Below are 17,202 nucleotides of genomic sequence, written 5' to 3' on the forward strand. Positions count from 1 at the left end.
GAACCGGGTCTCAGGCGCTGGATTCAGGCGCCGGGTTCGGGTGAGGGTTCCGGCATCCGACGCAGCCACCGCACCAGCGCCACCACCAGCATGGTGAGGAGGGCCCCGGCGGCGGCGGCCGTCATGTCCTTCTGGGCGTCCCAGATGTCCCCCTGGGTGCCGAGGAAGGCGTCGCCCAGCTCCGGGGCGGCGAGGCGGGCCGTGAGGCTCTCGATGATCTCGTAGACGGCGGAGGCCGCCAGCACCACATCCAGCGGCAGGTAGTAGTTCCAGAAGCCCCGGGTGCGGGCCACTCGCATGAACACCTCGCGGGCGGGGTAGGCCATCAGCAGGCCGAAGCTGAAGTGGACGATGCGGTCGAAGGGATTCCGCGCCAGCCCCCAGTGGGCCTTCATCCAGAAGCCCAGGGGCACGTTGGCGTAGGTGTAGTGGGCCCCGACCGCGTGCAGGGACAGGAACACGGCGATCAGCAGGTAGCTGAGGTCCGACAGGGGGAAGCGAGGATAGCTCCAGGCCAGCCCGATCACCGCGATGACCACCAGCAGGTTCTCCATCCGCCAGTCGCCGGGATAGAGGGGCCGGATGGCCGTCACGATCCAGACGAGGGCGTAGAGCAAGCAGAGGACCTGGAGGAACCGGTTCTCGCGGAAGGGGCGCGGGTTCGGCTGGGCGGCATGGCTGAGCATGCCCCAGGTTACCGGACCTTCGAGTGGGCGGTGGGGTGCAGGCTCACCGCCGTGACCTTGTATTCAGGCGTCCCCGTGACCGCGTCCCGGCCCGGCCCTGTGGCCAGGTTCACGTAGGCGGCCACCGCATGGAAGGTGGCGAAGGGCTCGCCCCGCCGGACACGGTCCGTGGGGCGGACGCGGAGGGCGAAGGCCCCGTGACGGCTCCGCACCTGCACCGGGTCGCCCGCCGAAAGCCCCAGCTCCGCGGCGTCATCGGGATGGAGTTCCAGCTCATCGTCCGCCCGCAGCTCGTGGTTCCGGGTCCTCCCCGTCATGGTGGCGGCATTGAAGTGGAACAGGCTGCGGCCCGTGTTCAGCAGGAAGGGGAACTCGCGATCCGGAGCCTCCGGCGAAGGCGTCCAGGCCAGCGGGCGGAAGGTGGCGCGGCCTTCCGGGAAGGCTTCCGCGTGAAGCACCGGCGTACCGGGGTGGTCCTCGGCCGGGCAGGGCCACTGGAGGCCCCCTTCCCGGTCCAGCCGTGCATGGCTGATGCCCGCGATGGCCGGCCAGACCTGGCGCGCCTCCTCCCACACGGCCGCCGCATCCGGATGCGCGAACTGCGGGCCGGCGCCCAGCCGTTCCGCCAGGGCGGCCAGGATCGCCTGGTCCGTGCGGCTGTTCCCCTTCGGCGGCAGCACCCGGCGGACGCGCTGGACGCGCCGCTCTCCGTTCATGAAGGTGCCCTCCTTCTCGAAGGGGCTGGCGGCGGGCAGGAAGACCGTGCCGAAGGCTTTGGCCGTCTCCGTGAGGAAGAGGTCCACCACGATGAGGGCCTCCAGCCCATGCAGGTTCTCGGCGGTCTCCCGCGCCCCGGGATGGCTCAGCAGCGGGTCATAGCCGATCACCAGCAGGGCCTTCAGCCGGCCCTCCCCCGCGGCGTCGATCATCTGCAGGGCGTTGAGACCCGGCGCCTGCGGCAGGTCGGCCCCCCAGACCTGCGCGTGGACGCCCTTCGCCTGCTCTAGCTTCTGGTAGCCCGTGAGGCGGGAGGGCTCGCAGCCCATCTGGGCGCTGCCTTGGACGTTGTTCTGACCGCGCAGGGGATTCACCCCGCCACCCGGAATGCCCACGTTCCCCGTGAGCAGCGCGAGGTGGGCCAGGGCCGCCACGCCATCCGTGCCCTGCCGGTGCTCGGTGACCCCCAGGCCGTGGAAGGTCATGGCCGGCTTGGTAGTGGCGTATAGTCTCGCCGCGCGCCGGATGGCCTCGGGATCGATCCCGCAGAGGGCGCCCGCCCGCTCGGGAGTCCACGTCCGCAGGGAATCGGCATAGGCCTCCAGGTTGCGGGTGCGGGCCCCCAGGAACGTCATGTCCATGAGGTCCTCGGTGAGGATCACGTTCGCCATGGCCTGCAGGAGGGGCAGGTTCGTGCCAGGCCGCGGGGCCAGGTGGTGCGTGGCCATTGCGGCCAGCTCCGTGCGGCGCGGATCGATCACGATGAGCGGCACGCCCGACCGCGCGCGCTGGCGGAGGCGCGCGCCGACGATGGGGTGGTTCTCCGTGGGATTGGCGCCCACCACCATCAACAGGCCGGCCCGCTCGATGTCCGCGTAGCTGTTGGTGGCCGCCCCAGTGCCGAAGGTCTGGGCCAGCCCGGCGGCACTGGGGGCGTGGCAGACCCGGGCGCAGCAGTCCACGTTGTGGGTGCCCAGCGCCAGGCGCGCGAACTTCTGGGCCAGGTAGTTCTCCTCGTTGGTGGCGCGGCTGGAGGCCAGGACGCCGACGGCCTCCGGACCACCCGAAGCCTTCGCGACCCGGAGCGCCGAGGCGGCGGCGTCCAGCGCCTCCTCCCAGCTCACCGGCTCCCAGACGCCGCGGCGGCGGAGCATGGGCTCGGTGATCCGGTCCGGCGCCTCGTTGAAGCCCCAGCCGTAGCGGCCCTTCACGCAGAGGTGCCCCCGGCTCACGGGCGAGGCGACCACTGGACGGGCCTCGCTGATGCGTCCCTCGGTCACGCCCACGTCCAGCTCGCAGCCGGTGCCGCAGTAAGGGCAGGTGGTGCGGACCCAACGCTCCGGCAGCCCCGCGGCCAGGCGGGAGACGTCCTCGATGGCCCCCGTGGGGCAGGTGTCGGCGCAGGCGCCGCAGCTCACACAGGCGCTCTCCCGCAGGCCGGGCGAGAGCTCCGGGGCCAAGGCCAGGTCCCCGCCGCGCCCCGTGAACGTCCAGATGTTCTGCCCCTGCACCTCGTCGCAGATGCGCACGCAGCGCCCGCAGGCCACGCACCAGGACAGGTCCACGTCCAGGTAGGGATGCTCCGGATGCCTCGCCCCGGGCCTGCGCGCGCCCGATGGCGCCACGCCATAGGCGTCCAGCAGCTTCCGGAAGGGCTTCCCCGCCAGGCGCGCCGGATCCTCCACGGGGATATGCTCGGCCAAGCGCATCAGCATGGCCCGGCGGAAGTCCTCCAGGGCGGGCGTATGGGTCTCCACCACCATGCCCTCCTCCGCCGGGGTGGCGCAGGCGCAGGGTGGGCGCTCACGGCCCTCCACCTCGACCTCGCACAGCCGGCAGCTGGAGGCGGGCTTCAGCCGCGGGTCCGAACAGAGGGTGGGGATCTCGATGCCGTTCCGGCGGCAGGCCTCCAGCAGCGTGGTCCCCGGCTGCGTCGCGACGTCGCGGCCATTCACCCGCAGGCGGATGGGGGTTCCGGTCACCAGCTTGTCTCCTGAAGGAAGGGGCGCTCAGCAGTATGCGCCGCCCGCCATGGAGTTCAAGGCTGGCCGTGCTGTTCCCACTTCACGCCGAAGTGGTCGAGGATGTGCTGGCGCTCCACGCGTTCCTGCTCGGCGATGCTCGCGTAGGGGTGGCGGAACACCACCCGGCGCACGCCGCGGCGCACCAGGGCGCGGCAGCAGGTGAGGCAGGGCTCGTGGGTGACGTAGGCCGTGGCGACATGGCCGTCGCAGAATCCCAGGGCGTTCTCCTCCGCGTGGCTGGTGTGCAGGCAGCGCTGGCCCGGCTTGCAGGTGTCTGGCGTGCAGTGCGGCATGCCGGGCAGCGCGCCGTTGAAGCCCGCCGCCGCGATGCCGCCATCGCCCCGCAGCAGCACCGCGCCCACCTGGAGGCGGCAGCAGGTCCCCAGGCGGCTCAGCTCCAGCGCCATGTTCATGAAGACTTCGTCCTTCAGCCGGGATCGCGTCACGTCAGCCCCTCTGGAAACCTCCATCATCGCAAGAAGTGCGGGGTTCCGGGGCCCGCCAGGACCTCTCAACAGATCTGAATGTCTTTGGAATAAATCGTGCCCATCGTCACAGGGAGATGGGTTTGATTGAAGTCGCAGATAGGCATAATAAAATATAGGCAGGTAATTTATGAGACTCCGCCTTCTGACCCTCTTTGCCACGCTGGTTCTCTGCGGCCCCCTTCCCCTGGACGCCCAGGCCCGGGCTTCGGCCCAGGGCTGGGACCCCGCCCGCGCGACGGGAGGATGGGCCTTCCAGGAAGTCGACGGCTCGCTGGTCTTCTTCGACCCGCCCACCCGCACCCTGCGTTCCTGGATGAAGGGGAACGGCCTCCTGTCCACCCTCCAGGTCACCCTTCCGGAGGTGCGGAAGGTCGCTGCGGCGCCGAAACCGGCGCCGACGGCGAGCGGCCCGGTCGCCACCGACTACGACGCGGCCGGCGCCATCCTTTACGGGATCCCCCGCCGCCAGCGGCCGCACACCCCGGCCGCGAAGCCGGCCGCGCAAGCGGTCCCGGAACCCGCCTGTGAAGCCGTGCCCGAGCGCTGGGTGATCGACTCCTACAGCCGGACCTGGATGGCCTGCGACGGCCGCCTGATCGTCCTCAACAAGGACGGCCAGATCGAGAGCGCCCTGGCGGTTCCCGCCGCCATCGAGGACATGGCCGTTGGCCGCGAGGGCATCCTGGTCCTCTACCGGACCCTGAAGCCCTACCTCGAGAAGCGCGACCTCAGGACCGGCGCGGTGCTCTGGTCCTACGGCGACCGCACCCAGGTGAAGGACGCCGCGGCCCAGCCCCTGCTTGTCCCGCTCAACCGCATGGCGCTGGGGACGGATGGGACGGTGTACCTCGCGGAGGGCGCCAGCTTGGCCTTCACGGTCCTCGATCCCGCCCGGGGCCCCAAGGAGCCCGGCCAGACCTTCTTCACCTGCCACGACGCCCTGCCCGGCCGCGCCCTGTTGGGCCCGGTGGGCCGCGGACCCATGCTTTCCTGGGCGGGCAAGGACGTGATCTTCAGCGTCTTCACGCCCAGCCAGATCAAGTCCTGCGGCGCCCCCGAATCCAAGGGCCTCGTGCTCGCCCGCTTCGACCTGCTCAACGGCGCCCTGGAGTGGATCCCGACCGAGCTTCCCGAAGGGCACCGGCTGGTGGGCCTCCTCGATCACGAGGCCGTCTTCCTGGCTCCCGGTGGAGGGCTGGCCTACGCCCCCATCCGGTGATCGGGCGGCGTTCCCCCCGCCGTCCTGACATTCGAGCAGAAGCTCCACCGGAGCTCCTGCTCGCTTTCGGAATGCCCGAGGCGGCCTGGGCAGGAATGGTGGCCCCGATGCGATTCGAACGCACGACCTGCTCCTTAGGAGGGAGCTGCTCTATCCAGCTGAGCTACGGGACCCACGCGGGTTTGCGAGGCTCCCAGTCTAGCAGTTGTGCCTTTGTTCTGGAGCCTCCCTCACCCGCAGGCCTGGGGCGGGCGGCTGGTCTCGGCTCCTTCGCGCGGGGTCATGGGCTTGTGGCGGACTTCGTGGAGGCCTGGAAGCGTGATCCGAAGACACCTACCGTCATCAAAGAGGAACTGGGGACGCTGACCATCCATGAGGCGTTCAAGGTCAAGTAGGCCCTACGGGTTCCGGCAATCCGGACGCGACGGAGCTCTCACCACACAGGCGTCCGGATGGCGATCGTTCCAGAAGGAGAGCAAATCATGCCCTGTTTTTGACAATTGATCCTCAATCCAGCCGCACCGATACAGCGACATCATTCCATCCATGCGCCATCGATCCGGCTTATCATGGGGGAAGGAAGCTGGATCGACTGATCCATCCGTCGAGCGAACGTCATGCCCCCTCTCTTCGATGCCCACAGCCACCTGCCGAAGGTCGGCGCGCCGGAGCCTGCGGTGAACGGCCGGGAACACCGGCGCGTGGTCTGTGGAACCTGCGAGGCGGATTGGCCCGCGGTGCTGGCCCACGCGGCTTCTCACGCGGAGGTTCTTCCGATGCTGGGCCTCCATCCCTGGTTCGTGAGGGATGCGGCACAAGGCTGGGAGGCACGGCTGGAGGCCCTGCTCCGCTCGCATCCCGCCGGCGTGGGAGAGTGCGGGCTCGACTTCGCGCGCAAGGAAGCGGATCGGGCCGGGCAGGAATCGGCCCTGCGGGTCCAGCTGCGCCTGGCCCACGCCCTGCGCCGGCCCGTGGCGATCCACGTGGTCAAGGCCTGGGGGACGCTGCTGGAGGTGCTCCGTGAGGAGGCGGTGCCCCCGGCCGGCGCCCTGGTCCATGCCTTCTCCGGAAGCCCCGAGACCGCCCGGGCGCTCCAGGCCATGGGCGTCTTCCTGTCGTTTTCGGGCGCGCTCCTCAAGCCCGAGCAGGCAGGCGTGCGGCAAGCCCTGCGGTCCGCTTCGCCATCCCGCCTGCTCCTGGAGACGGACGGCAGCGTGGAACTGGAGCGGGTGATGGAGGCCGCTGCGACGATCCGCGGGATCAGCGTGACGGATCTCGAGCTCCTGGCCTGGGAGAATGGGGGCCAGTGTTTCAAGGAGCTCATGGCATGAGGTGGTATTCCCGGAGTGAGCTGCTGCTCGGAGAAGCGGCCCTGGAGCGGCTGCGCGCCGCGCGCGTGACGGTCTTCGGCCTGGGCGGGGTGGGCTCCTTCGCCGTGGAGGCCCTGGCCCGCGCGGGCGTGGGGCATCTGCGCCTGGTGGACCACGACGTCGTCGGCCCCAGCAACCTCAACCGCCAGCTCTTCGCGCTGCGCTCCACGATCGGCCAGCCCAAGGCCGAGGTGGCCGCCGCCCGGGTGCGGGACATCAACCCCGACTGCGACGTGGAGCCCCGCATCACCTTCATCCACACGGACACGCTGCCGGAGCTGCTCACGCCGCGGCCCGACGTGATGATCGACGCCATCGACTCCATGTCCTGCAAGGTGGCCCTCATGCGCACCGCACACGAGCAGGGCCTGCCCATCATCTCGGCCATGGGCGCCGGCGGGCGCACGGACAGCAGCCAGCTCCGCGTGGGCGACCTCAGCCACACGCGCCTCTGCCCGCTGGCGGCGCGGGTGCGCAAGGAACTCCGCAAGGTGGGCATCACCCAGGGCATCCGCTGCGTCTACTCGCTGGAACCCGCCGACAACAAGCGCCCCGCCAACCCCATCGACATCGAGCCCCATCGCGGCCCGGGTCGCCAGCGCCGGCCCGTGGGCACCATTTCGTACATGCCCGCCATCGTGGGGATGAAGGTCGCCGAGGAGGCGCTGCGGCTGCTGCTGGAGCGCCCGGTCTAAGAGTGCCTAACAAAACCCCCACGGGGTCGCGCGAGGGCCGCCGGGCGAGCGAGGCGAGGAACGCGAGGAGACGCGTAGCGGGTACTACGCGCGACGAGCGTGACGCGGCATCGCGACGCCCGCCGGCCCTCGCCCGGAGGGAGAACGCCAGGTGGGCGCCCCGCGTCGTCACGGCCCTTGAACGATGAACCGCATCGCCCTGCGGGCCCTTCCTTGCGGTGCATCCCACCTGGCTTTCTCGCGGCCCCGTCGGGGTTTTGTTAGGCACTCTAGCCCTCCAGGGCCTGCCGCAGCACGCCCTGGAACTGGCTGGCCTGGTAAGGCTTCGCCAGGAAGCCGGCCAGGCCCCGGCCCAGGAAGTCCGCCAGCACGTCCTGCTCGCTGTAGCCGCTGGTGAGCACCACGGGCACGCCCGGATCCACCTCGTGCATGCGAAGGAAGGCCTGCCGGCCGTCCATGTGGGGCATGGTCAGGTCCATGAGGACGGCCCGGATCTCCGTGTGGCGCAGCTCGAACAGCGACACCGCCTCCTGGCCGTCCGCCGCCTCCAGCACCTGGAAGCCGCAGATTTCGGCCATGCCCCGGGCCACGGCCCGGGCACCGGGTTCGTCGTCCACCACCAGCAGCACCCCGCGGCTTTGCCACTCCGCCCCGGAGGGCCGCAGCGCCTGGGATTCGGGGTCGCGGGTGAGGGCGGGGAGGAAGAGCTTGAAGACGGAGCCCCGACCCGGCTCGCTGTACACCTTCAAGCTGCCATGGTGGCTCCGCAGGATGCCCAGCATGGCGGAAAGCCCCAGGCCCCGGCCCGTGAACTTGGTGGTGAAGAAGGGATCGAAGATCCGGTCCCGCACCTCTGGCGACATGCCGCAGCCCGTGTCGCTCACCTCCAGGGTCACGTAGGTGCCCGCGGCCAGGGGCAGGGCCGGCAGGAGGCCCGCGTTGGTGACCTCGTCCACGCTCTGGACGCCGGTCCTCACGGTGATGAGCCCGCTGACCTCCTCCCCGATGGCCTCCGAGGCATTGGTGACCAGGTTCATGACGAGCTGCTGCATCTGGGAGGGATCAGCGGAGATGGTGGGCAGGCCCTGCGCCAGGTCGTAGCGCACCATCGCCTTCTTGGAAATGGAGACGGTGAGGAGCTGGGTCATCTCCACCACCAGGCGGTTCAGATCCACCTCGACGACCTGCAGGCGGCCCTTCCCCGCGTAGGCCAGCAGCTGCCGGGTCAGGTCCGCGGCCTTCAGCGTAGCCTGCTCGATCTGCCGCAGGTAGGGCAGGGCCGGGCTCTCCGGCGGCAGCTGCATGGCGCCGAGGTTGGCGTTGCCCAGGATGGTGGTGAGCAGGTTGTTGAAGTCGTGGGCGATGCCGCCGGACAGGACTCCGAGGCTCTCCAGCTTCTGGGATTGCCGCAGCGCATCCTCGGCCTCCTTGCGCTGGGTGATGTCGGCCCGGATGGCCACGAACTGCGCGGGCCGGCCATCTTCCCCGAGGAACGGGACGATGGTGGTGTCCACCCAGTAATAGCTGCCGTCCTTCGCCCGGTTCTTGATCTCCCCCTTCCACACCTGGCCGGCCAGGATGGTCTTCCACAGCTGCGCCATGAAGGCCTTGGGGTGGTGGCCCGAGTTGATGATCCGGTGGTCCTGGCCCACCAGCTCCTCGTGCGAGTACTGGGAGATGGCGCAGAACTTCTCGTTCACATAGGTGATCCGGCCCCGGGCGTCGGTGACCGCCACGATGGCGTGCTCGTCCAGGGCCCGCTTGAAGTTCTCCAGTTCCCGCAGGAGCCGGGTGATCCGCGAGGCCGGTTTTCCCGGTCCACCGGGATCCGTGGGCTCATCTTCCGGGCCGTGGCTGGTTCCCTGCCGAAATGTCACGTAGGGCCCTCTTCATCAGATCCGGAACCGTTCAGACCAAGTCTCAATATAGACATTCGGATCCACTAGGCAAGATAGACCTAAAGCACGAGGCGGGACTCGATCCAGGAGCGAGGCGGCCATCTGCAACCTGCCTGGCCGGAGTCCAATGATCGGGAGGGGGGACTGTTATGGTTCAAGATCGATCAGCCCATTCCGGTCCACATGCCTACCCTGTCCTTCTCCTGCCTGCGATTCCCCGATCTGAAAGAGCTGGATGAGCGCCTGATCCATCTCGCCGATCGGCCTGACCTGGAAGGTCCGCGGCGATTCCTGGCGGAATTCTGGTCCTTCGGCCTCAAGGAAGCCCGAGCCTGCCTCTTCGCAGGGCTCTTTTTCGGCGCCGTGTTCTCCATGCCGCGAGGCGGCCTGATGGGCCTGCCCCGCTACGACCTCCTGCTCCTCGTGGCCCTCGCCACCCAGGGATGGATGGTCTGGTCGCGGCTCGAGACCCTGGACGAGCTCAAGGCCATCACGCTCTTCCACGTGATCGGATTCGCGCTGGAAGCCTTCAAGACCTCCCAAGGCATCAGGTCCTGGTCCTATCCGGACGACGCCTACACCAAGATCCTCGGCGTGCCACTCTTCTCGGGCTTCATGTACGCGGCCATCGGCAGTTACCTCATCCAGGCCTGGCGCCTCCTCCACGTGCGCGTGGTCCACCACCCGCCGTACTGGATGGCGTGGATCCTGGCCACGCTGGTCTACGCCAACTTCTTCACCCACCACTTCATCGGCGATGTCCGCTGGTACTTGGCGGCCTGCGCGCTGGGTCTCTATGCTCGAGCCACCGTGATCTTCCGTCCCCTGGACCGGGAGCGGAAGATGCCCCTGCTGCTGGCCTTCGTACTGATCGGCTTCTTCATCTGGCTGGCCGAAAACGTCAGCACCTTCCTGGGCATCTGGAGATACCCGAACCAGCTCGGTGCCTGGTCGCGGGTGCACGTGGGCAAGTGGAGCTCCTGGTCGCTCCTCATCATCATGACCTTCACCATTGTGGCGAACCTCAAGCACATCAAGGAACGGATCCACGTGCCCGAGTGAGCCTAGGCCGCTTGGCGCATTCCGGGAAAGGGTCTACCGTCCCGTCGGGGCCCCGTACTCCGCGTAGGTCCCCTGGAAGTCCTCGATGCCATCGTCGGTGAGGTGCCAGATGCGGGTGGCCACCTCGTCGATGATGTCCTCATCGTGGGTCACGAAGAGGATCGTCCCCTCGTAGCGCTGGAGTGCGTCATTCAGGGCGATGACAGCTTCGAGGTCCAGGTGGTTGGTGGGTTCGTCCAGCACCAGGATGTTGGGCTTCTGCAGCATGAGCTTGCAGAACAGCAGGCGGCAGGACTCGCCGCCGCTCAGCACGTCCGTCATCTTATTGCCTTCCTCGCCGCGGAAGAGCATCTGCCCCATGACGCCGCGGATCTGCTCCTTGGTGGCGTCGGGATCGAACTGGTGCAGCCAGGTCACCAGCTCGTAGCCCTTGGGGATGCTCTCGGCGAAGTCCTGCGAGAAGTAGCCCACGTTGGCCTCGTGGCCCCACTTCACCTCGCCGCCATCGAGCTTCAGCCCGCCTTCGGTCACCTGCGGGGCGTTGGCCAGCAGGGCGTTCAGCAGGGTGGTCTTGCCGATGCCGTTGCGGCCCATGATGGCGACCTTCTCACCGCGCTGCACCATGGCGGTGAAGCCCTTGATGACCTCGTGGCGGCCCCCCGTCCCGTCCTTGTCGGTGTCGTAGCCCTTCCGGATGTCCTCGAACTCCAGGGCGTAGCGGCCGCCGGGCTTGCCGAGGTTGAACTTGATGAAGGGGCGCTGGATGTTGCTGCGCGCCAGGTCGCTGGGCTGGAGGCGTTCCACCTCCTTGCGCCGGCTGTTCACCTGGCTGCTGCGGGTGCCGGCGGCGAAGCGCTGGATGAACTCGTTGAGCTGGGCGATCTTCTTCTCGCGCTGGGCGTTCTCGGACTCGATGCGGCTGCGCACCTGGATCTTGGCCATGACCATGTCGTCGTAGCCACCGGTGTACTGGATGATCGTCTGGTAGTCGATGTCAGCGATGTGCGTGCAGACGTTGTTCAGGAAGTGGCGATCGTGGGAGATCACCACCACCGTGCCCTTGTAGCGGTCCAGGAACTCCTCCAGCCAGTGGATGGAGTCCAGGTCCAGGTGGTTGGTGGGCTCGTCCAGCAGCAGGGCCTCGGGATTGCCGAACAGGGCCTGGGACAGCAGCACGCGCACCTTCTGGCCGCCCTGCAGCTCGCTCATCTTGCGGTTGTGGAGCGCCTCGGGAATGCCCAGGCCATCCAGCAGGACGGCGGCGTCGCTCTCGGCGGTATAGCCATCTTCGTCGGCCACGACGCCTTCGAGCTCGGCCACGCGCATGCCGTCCTCGTCCGTCATCTCCGCCTTCTCGTAGATGGCGTCCCGCTCCTGCAGGGCCTTCCAGAGGCCCGCATTGCCCATGATCACCGTGTCGATGACCCGGAACTCGTCGAAGGCGAACTGGTCCTGCCGCAGGATGCCCATCTTGCGCGGCCGGATGACGTTGCCCGTCTGCTGCTCCAGCTCGCCCGCGAGGATCTTCATGAACGTGGACTTCCCCGCCCCGTTCGGCCCCGTCAGACCGTAGCGTCGGCCCGGGTTGAAGGTGGTGGTGACGTCCTCGAAGAGGATCTTCGCGCCATAGCGCATGGTGACGTTCTGGACTGCAAGCATGCGGACTCCCGAACCGATCATTGTACGGGAGGAACCCTGTTTCTCCGAGAGCCAGCTCCAACCGAGGCCCTGCGGGCCCCGTTTGGAGATAGGCGACTTCGCCGCCGGACAAAAAAACGGAACCGGGGTTGACACATACACTTTTTATCGTAGGTTTTCCGGTGTAACCCCAGGACACCCCATGCGACATCCCCTGAACCGCCCCACCGATGTGGAACTCTCCATCCTTCGCGCCCTCTGGGACCTCGGTCCCGCCACGGTCCGCCAGGTCCAAGAGGTGCTCGGCGCGGACCGGGAGCTGGCCTACACGGCCGTGCTGAAGATGATGCAGACCATGGTCGACAAGGGGCTGCTGCTTCGCGATGAATCGGGCCGCTCCCACATCTACCGTCCCGCCCAGGCCCGGGAGCACACCCTGAGGCACCTGGTGGACGACCTGCTGGAGCGCGCCTTTGGCGGCAGCGCCCTGGACCTCATGACCACGACCCTCTCAAGCCGGAAGCTGGACTCCGGCGAGCGAGAGGAGATCGCCCAGCTGCTGGCCAAGGCCAAGGAGAAGCGTCCGTGATCCCCCTGCTCGAATCGCCCGCGGCCCAGCGCCTCGCCTGGACCCTGCTCCACTTCCTGTGGCAGGGTGCGCTGCTTGGCCTGGCGGCCCGGGTGGCGTTCTCGCTCCTCAAGCGGCGGCCTCCCCAGCTTCGCCATCTGGTGGGCTGCGCCTTCCTTCTGGCCTGCCTGGGGAGCGCAATCACCACCTTCCTGCTGCTTTCGCCGGTCCCTCATGTTTCGGGTCAGGGCCTGAACTTCGCCCTGCTTCCGGGCGCTCCAGAGGTTCCGTCCGCACCGCTCGTGGTGTCGGCAGCCGCACCCTCGATGATCACCTTTCCCTGGCAGGCCCGTCTGCAGCCGTACCTGCCCTGGATCCTGGCCGCATGGGGCGCGGGTGTCCTGGCCTTCAGCCTTCGCACCGTGGGGGGATGGCTCTGGCTTCGCCGCCTGAGAGCCACGGCCGCGCCCATCATCGAGCCGGCGTGGCTCGGGCGCCTGGTCCGCAGCGCCGCCCTCCGGCGCGCGGTGCGCTTCGTCGAGTCCGCCCGGGTGGCGACCCCCATGTGCATGGGCCTCGTGCGCCCCGTCATCCTCCTGCCCCTGGGCTTCTTCGCGAACCTCGACCCCCTAGCCGCCGAGGCGGTCCTGGCCCACGAGCTCGCTCACATCAAGCGCCTGGATGGCCTCGTCAACGGCCTCCAGTGCGTGATCGAAGTGCTCTTCTTCTTCCACCCCGCCGTGTGGTGGATCTCCCGCCGGATCCGGACCGAGCGGGAACACTGCTGTGACGATGCCGCCGTATTGGCCTGCGGTGACGCCGTCTTCTACGCCGAAACCCTGAGCCGCCTCGATGAATTCCGCGACCGGCCCCCATCCCTGGCGCTCCGCGCCAGAGGAGGCAATCTCATGGAACGCCTGCGCCGCCTGCTCCTCGCCGATCCGCCCCAGCTGCGCTTCGCCACGCCCAGCCTGCTCCTCGTCGCCGCCTTGGCCCTGGTCTCATCACTCCCCGCCCAGGCGGAAAGGCTCGAAGCCGCGCTGACCCGGATCGAGGAAGCCGTGTCCCATCGGCCCGCCACGCTACCGGTCCCGGCCGGCATGCCCCAGGATCCCTTCGCCTCGAACCCGCGCGTCATTCCGCCCTTCGGGTCCATGTCGCTTCCCGGCGCCGCGGGGCCTGCCGGCACCCTCCCGGTCACCCAGGAGCCGGTGATGACACCTCCTCCATCCCCGGCCGGTGCCGAGACGCAACCCGCCCCGGTCCAGCCGCCCGTCAAGGAGACGTTTTATCCTGCCCCCACGAAAGCCCATCCCGCGCCCATCGCCATCCCGGTGGTCGACGCGAGGAGCCTGCCCATCCTGCCAGGGACGGCCGTCCGGACGCTCCAGGCGCCTTCGTGCCCCGTCCTCATCAAGGACGAGCTGCTCACCTGGCCGAAGAAGGGCTATGCGGTGCAGGTGCCCGGCCAGTCCCTGGCCAGGGCCACCCTCCAGAGCGAATCGAGCCTGGCCTATTTCCAGGTCCGGGCCCTCAACAAATGGGGAGCCCCGTTCGAGGGCAGCCGCCATGGCCTCGGAACTCCGGAAGCCGCCTTCCTCAACACCAGCGACACGCCCACGACCGTCTACTTCGTCGTATGGACGAGACCGGGGTACCCGAGCGACGGGAAGATCCAGATCCTGCTGACCATCGAACCCCTGGCCCCGGCCGCCGCGCCTTCGCAGGAATCCCGACCTGACGCCCCGGCTTCGGCGGAAACGCAGGGCACTCCGGTGGCCCTGGACAGCAGCCCCCAGCCCACCCCGAAGGAGGTCCGCCCCCTCGTCCGGACCGTCGTGGACAAGACCACCTGGGGCGCCACGGCGACCATCGTGGATCTGAAGGTTCGCGGCAAGGGCCGGTGGAACCGCGCCTTCACGGACCACTGGCCCAGGGCGGAGGAAAAGGATCGTGCGATCCAGGCCATCGGCCCGGACATCGAGGGTTGGCTGATCGACTTCGAGACCGTATCCCGGGATCCCCAGAACGCGGCGCGCACCACCCGCCAGGCCTTCACCCTGCTTATGGACCGGGACCGGGTGATCCACTGGCGCCTGCAGTACCCCTGGACCCGGCCCAACGAGACCATGCCCGACATCAGCCGGCCGCGATACTCGGAACCGAAAGCCCCGCCCGTCCCACCGCTCCCCCCACCCCATCGTCCTTAACCCCGGGACGCAAGGGCCATCAAAGGAACGGCGCCTTCTGGGCGCCGTTCCTTTGATGGACGAACTCACGTCTCAGAACGGAATATCGTCATCCGGGAAGCTGCCGCCAGCGGCCGGGCTGGGGGCACCGTGGTCCTCGAAATCCTGGGCGCCGCCGCGGCTGTAGCCGCCTTCCCGGCTGCCGCCGCCATCTTCCATGCGGCCCAGCATGACGAAGTTGTCGCAGCGGATGTCGCAGGCGGTCTTCTTCACGCCGGCCTGGTCCGTGTACTCGCGGTACTGGATGCGGCCCTCGATCATCACCTGCTTGCCCTTCCGCAGGTACTTCTCGGCGATCTCGGCCTGCTTGCCCCACACCACGATGTTGTGCCACTCGGTCTTGCTCTGCTTCTCGCCGGCCTGGTTCTTCCAGGTCTCGGTGGTGGCCACGGAGAACCGCGCCACACTCTGGCCCGAGGGCGTGGACTTCAGCTCGGGGTCGCGCCCGAGGTTGCCGATGAGCAGAACCTTGTTCAATGAACCGGACATGATGTCCTCCTTTGTATCGGCGGAGCTCTCCGCCTCACCGTCGACTCAGACCATCTGAGGGGGTGGTAGGGTAATCACGATTCCCCCGGGGCCCAGGCATGTCAAGCGGCAACTCAAATCTTCTGGTGAGCTGTAAAAACAAGTCCGGCGCCGAGAAGCATTACCTTCCGGCCCTGAAGGCTGCGGGCTGGGCGGGGCCCATCCTGCTGGTGACCCCGGGCGATCCCCTGCCGGATCTGGCCGGGATCGCCGGTCTCCTGCTGACGGGCGGCGATGACATCCACCCCCGGCACTGGGACGAGGCCGAAGACGTCCATCCCAAGGCCGACGTGGACGCCGGCCGCGATGCCTTCGAGATTCCCCTCATCCGGGCGGCCTGGGAGCGGCGCCTGCCCATCCTCGGCATCTGCCGTGGCGAGCAGGTCCTCAACGTGGCCCTGGGCGGCAGCATGATCCAGGACATCCCGGACCACTACGGCTGCGAGCCCACCCGCCACCAGCACGGCACGCCCGAGATCCCGGACATGCGCCACCGCGTGCAGCTCGCCCCGGGCTCGCGCCTGCGGGCCCTGCTGGGCGAGGACGTCTTCCTCGTGAACAGCCGCCACCACCAGGCCGTGAAGCGCGTGGCGCCGGTCCTGGCGGCCGTCGGCTGGCACCTCGACACCGTCCACGCGGCCACCGGCCCGCTGGTGGAAGCCGTGGAGGCCACTGATCCCACCCGCTGGGTCTTCGGCGTCCAGTGGCACCCCGAGAACCTCGCCGGCCTCAAGGGCCCCGCCGGCGACGCCGCCCGCGACCTCTTCGCGGCGTTCGTCCAGATCGCAAGGCGGGGACAGGATTAACAGGATGAAATGCTGGATTAACAGGATTAAAGCCAAAGACAAGCAAAGCATTTTTTTGCTCTAATCCTGTTAATCCTTCAAATCCTGTTAATCCTGTCCCCGCTTTTTCTTTGGAGATCCGATGTCCTCTCCCATCCGCTTCGAGATCCGCGACCGCATCGCCACGCTGACGCTGGACCGACCGGACAAGCTCAATGCTCTGGTGCCGGAGATGAAGGACGGCTTCGAGGAGGCGCTGGCGAAGGCCGCTGAGCCGGGCGTGAAGGCGCTCTTCCTGCGGGGCGCGGGGCGGGCCTTCTGCGCGGGCGGGGACCTCGGGTGGATCTCCGCGGCCCTGGCCGAGGAGCGCTGGGCGGAGCTGGAATCTCTGCTGGACCTGGGCGCGGCCGTGGCCCACGGCCTGGCCACGCTGCCGAAGCCCGTGGTGGCCGTGGTCCACGGCCCGGCAGCGGGCGCGGGCATGAGCCTGGCCCTCTGCGCGGATCTGCGGATCGCCACGCCCGAGGCGGCTTTCGGCATGGCCTTCGTGAAGATCGGCCTCCACCCGGACTGGGGCGGCAGCGTCATGCTCTCGCGCCTCGTGAATCCGGCCGTGGCGGCGGAGCTGATGATGACCGGCGACACCCTGGATGCCGCCCGCGCCCAGGCCCTGGGCCTCGTGAACCGCCTCGTGCCCGCGGATCAGCTGGAGGCGGCCGTGGAGGCCCTCGCCCACCGGCTGGCGGCGGGCCCCGCCGAAACCCTCGCCCGCATCAAGGCCACCCTGCTCCGCAACCAGGGCCTGGACGCCGAGACCCTGCGGGCGCGCCTCCAGGCCGAAGGCGCCCAGATGAAGGCGGCCATGCGGCACCCCAACGCCAAGGAGGGCCTGGCCGCCTTCTTCGAGAAGAGGGCGCCCCGATTCACCTGATCCCCCATTCGAGGTGGTGCAAACCGGCATTGTGCTAGATTTTTATGTCTATGCCACCCGTCCTCACCATCTGTGCCGATTGCGAACGCCAGGCCCTCCGCAGTCCCCGGCGCGGCAAGGCCATGACCGAGGCCCTGGCCTGCCTCACCCAGCTGCTCCTCGGCCGCAAGCGGCTTCAGGGGCTCCAGATCGTCCGGGAATCCTGCCTGCAGAACTGCCCCTTCGGGCGGATCTGCGTCGCCCTCAGCCAGGGCGACCAGGAAGTACGGCATCACCTCTCGCCGGACGAGGACCTCAAGGCCGTGGCGGCGAAGCTCGCGGGCACCGCCCGGAGTTGACTCACG

General features: G+C 68.5%; 15 protein-coding genes and 1 tRNA gene. 9 read left to right on the plus strand and 7 right to left on the minus strand.

Going from position 1 to position 17,202, the window contains the following annotated elements:
* Nucleotides 1–23 precede the first annotated feature (23 nt).
* Genes MLE64_RS06480 through MLE64_RS06490 form a run of 3 tightly spaced genes read right to left on the minus strand, consistent with a single transcriptional unit; the run spans nt 24 to nt 3,873 of the window.
* Nucleotides 24–686: a DUF2238 domain-containing protein gene (locus MLE64_RS06480; RefSeq protein WP_243316955.1), complete on the minus strand. Its 663-nt coding sequence runs from the start codon at nt 684–686 to the stop codon at nt 24–26.
* 8 nt (nt 687–694) lie between these two features.
* On the minus strand, nt 695–3,385 hold the full coding sequence (gene fdhF, locus MLE64_RS06485) for a formate dehydrogenase subunit alpha (RefSeq protein WP_243316956.1): 2,691 nt from the start codon (nt 3,383–3,385) through the stop codon (nt 695–697).
* Between the two features lie 56 nt (nt 3,386–3,441).
* A complete protein-coding gene (locus tag MLE64_RS06490; protein ID WP_243316957.1) occupies nt 3,442–3,873 on the minus strand; it encodes a deoxycytidylate deaminase in 432 nt (143 codons plus the stop codon).
* 169 nt (nt 3,874–4,042) lie between these two features.
* Here MLE64_RS06490 and MLE64_RS06495 point away from each other — a divergent pair, with 169 nt between their 5' ends.
* Nucleotides 4,043–5,134, plus strand: a complete 1,092-nt coding sequence (locus MLE64_RS06495; RefSeq protein ID WP_243316958.1) for a hypothetical protein — start codon at nt 4,043–4,045, stop codon at nt 5,132–5,134.
* Nucleotides 5,135–5,230: 96 nt separating this feature from the next.
* Here MLE64_RS06495 and MLE64_RS06500 read toward each other — a convergent pair.
* A tRNA-Arg gene (locus tag MLE64_RS06500) sits at nt 5,231–5,307 on the minus strand.
* A 444-nt stretch (nt 5,308–5,751) separates the two neighbouring features.
* On the opposite strand from MLE64_RS06500, the gene MLE64_RS06505 reads away from it, so the two are divergent.
* Together MLE64_RS06505 and MLE64_RS06510 are read left to right on the plus strand one after the other, a co-directional pair.
* Nucleotides 5,752–6,465, plus strand: a complete 714-nt coding sequence (locus MLE64_RS06505; RefSeq protein ID WP_243316959.1) for a TatD family hydrolase — start codon at nt 5,752–5,754, stop codon at nt 6,463–6,465.
* On the plus strand, nt 6,462–7,199 hold the full coding sequence (locus MLE64_RS06510; RefSeq protein ID WP_243316960.1) for a tRNA threonylcarbamoyladenosine dehydratase: 738 nt from the start codon (nt 6,462–6,464) through the stop codon (nt 7,197–7,199). The genes MLE64_RS06505 and MLE64_RS06510 overlap by 4 nt, the downstream gene beginning before the upstream one ends.
* A 269-nt stretch (nt 7,200–7,468) precedes the next feature.
* Here the strand turns inward: MLE64_RS06510 and MLE64_RS06515 are convergent, their stop codons facing one another.
* Nucleotides 7,469–9,076 (minus strand): hybrid sensor histidine kinase/response regulator, encoded by a 1,608-nt coding sequence (locus MLE64_RS06515; protein WP_243316961.1) that lies wholly within the window; start codon nt 9,074–9,076, stop codon nt 7,469–7,471.
* 204 nt (nt 9,077–9,280) lie between these two features.
* On the opposite strand from MLE64_RS06515, the gene MLE64_RS06520 reads away from it, so the two are divergent.
* Nucleotides 9,281–10,159, plus strand: a complete 879-nt coding sequence (locus MLE64_RS06520; protein WP_243316962.1) for a DUF817 domain-containing protein — start codon at nt 9,281–9,283, stop codon at nt 10,157–10,159.
* A 33-nt stretch (nt 10,160–10,192) separates the two neighbouring features.
* Here MLE64_RS06520 and MLE64_RS06525 read toward each other — a convergent pair whose 3' ends face one another.
* A complete protein-coding gene (locus MLE64_RS06525) occupies nt 10,193–11,818 on the minus strand; it encodes an ATP-binding cassette domain-containing protein (protein ID WP_243316963.1) in 1,626 nt (541 codons plus the stop codon).
* Between the two features lie 181 nt (nt 11,819–11,999).
* Here MLE64_RS06525 and MLE64_RS06530 point away from each other — a divergent pair, with 181 nt between their 5' ends.
* A complete protein-coding gene (locus MLE64_RS06530; protein WP_243316964.1) occupies nt 12,000–12,386 on the plus strand; it encodes a BlaI/MecI/CopY family transcriptional regulator in 387 nt (128 codons plus the stop codon).
* Entirely contained in the window at nt 12,383–14,575 is a 2,193-nt protein-coding gene (locus MLE64_RS06535; RefSeq protein ID WP_243316965.1) for a M56 family metallopeptidase, read from the plus strand. The genes MLE64_RS06530 and MLE64_RS06535 overlap by 4 nt, the downstream gene beginning before the upstream one ends.
* 72 nt (nt 14,576–14,647) lie before the next feature.
* Here MLE64_RS06535 and MLE64_RS06540 read toward each other — a convergent pair whose 3' ends face one another.
* Nucleotides 14,648–15,103 carry a single-stranded DNA-binding protein gene (locus tag MLE64_RS06540; protein ID WP_243287557.1) on the minus strand — a complete coding sequence of 152 codons (456 nt, stop codon included), beginning with the start codon at nt 15,101–15,103 and terminating at the stop codon, nt 14,648–14,650.
* 98 nt (nt 15,104–15,201) lie between these two features.
* Between MLE64_RS06540 and MLE64_RS06545 the strand changes: the two genes are divergently transcribed.
* The 3 genes from MLE64_RS06545 (at nt 15,202) to MLE64_RS06555 (ending at nt 17,196) form a co-directional block, all read left to right on the plus strand.
* Nucleotides 15,202–15,948 (plus strand): gamma-glutamyl-gamma-aminobutyrate hydrolase family protein, encoded by a 747-nt coding sequence (locus MLE64_RS06545; RefSeq protein WP_243316966.1) that lies wholly within the window; start codon nt 15,202–15,204, stop codon nt 15,946–15,948.
* A gap of 121 nt (nt 15,949–16,069) precedes the next feature.
* Entirely contained in the window at nt 16,070–16,858 is a 789-nt protein-coding gene (locus tag MLE64_RS06550) for an enoyl-CoA hydratase/isomerase family protein (RefSeq protein WP_243316967.1), read from the plus strand.
* A gap of 50 nt (nt 16,859–16,908) precedes the next feature.
* Nucleotides 16,909–17,196, plus strand: a complete 288-nt coding sequence (locus tag MLE64_RS06555) for a hypothetical protein (RefSeq protein ID WP_243316968.1) — start codon at nt 16,909–16,911, stop codon at nt 17,194–17,196.
* The last annotated feature ends 6 nt before the right edge of the window (nt 17,197–17,202 follow it).

It is taken from the genome of Geothrix paludis (genome assembly GCF_022808815.1).
GTDB classification, from domain to species: domain Bacteria; phylum Acidobacteriota; class Holophagae; order Holophagales; family Holophagaceae; genus Geothrix; species Geothrix paludis.

What these genes read in the sequence shown, in the direction of transcription:
- MLE64_RS06520 (WP_243316962.1), top strand. Translation starts at nt 9,281, where the DNA reads ATGCCTACCCTGTCCTTCTCCTGCCTGCGATTCCCCGATCTGAAAGAG.
- MLE64_RS06545 (WP_243316966.1), top strand. Translation starts at nt 15,202, where the DNA reads ATGTCAAGCGGCAACTCAAATCTTCTGGTGAGCTGTAAAAACAAGTCC.
- MLE64_RS06505 (WP_243316959.1), top strand. Translation starts at nt 5,752, where the DNA reads ATGCCCCCTCTCTTCGATGCCCACAGCCACCTGCCGAAGGTCGGCGCG.
- MLE64_RS06555 (WP_243316968.1), top strand. Translation starts at nt 16,909, where the DNA reads ATGCCACCCGTCCTCACCATCTGTGCCGATTGCGAACGCCAGGCCCTC.
- MLE64_RS06550 (WP_243316967.1), top strand. Translation starts at nt 16,070, where the DNA reads ATGTCCTCTCCCATCCGCTTCGAGATCCGCGACCGCATCGCCACGCTG.
- MLE64_RS06480 (WP_243316955.1), bottom strand. Translation starts at nt 686, where the DNA reads ATGCTCAGCCATGCCGCCCAGCCGAACCCGCGCCCCTTCCGCGAGAAC.
- MLE64_RS06525 (WP_243316963.1), bottom strand. Translation starts at nt 11,818, where the DNA reads ATGCTTGCAGTCCAGAACGTCACCATGCGCTATGGCGCGAAGATCCTC.
- MLE64_RS06530 (WP_243316964.1), top strand. Translation starts at nt 12,000, where the DNA reads ATGCGACATCCCCTGAACCGCCCCACCGATGTGGAACTCTCCATCCTT.
- MLE64_RS06540 (WP_243287557.1), bottom strand. Translation starts at nt 15,103, where the DNA reads ATGTCCGGTTCATTGAACAAGGTTCTGCTCATCGGCAACCTCGGGCGC.
- MLE64_RS06510 (WP_243316960.1), top strand. Translation starts at nt 6,462, where the DNA reads ATGAGGTGGTATTCCCGGAGTGAGCTGCTGCTCGGAGAAGCGGCCCTG.
- MLE64_RS06495 (WP_243316958.1), top strand. Translation starts at nt 4,043, where the DNA reads ATGAGACTCCGCCTTCTGACCCTCTTTGCCACGCTGGTTCTCTGCGGC.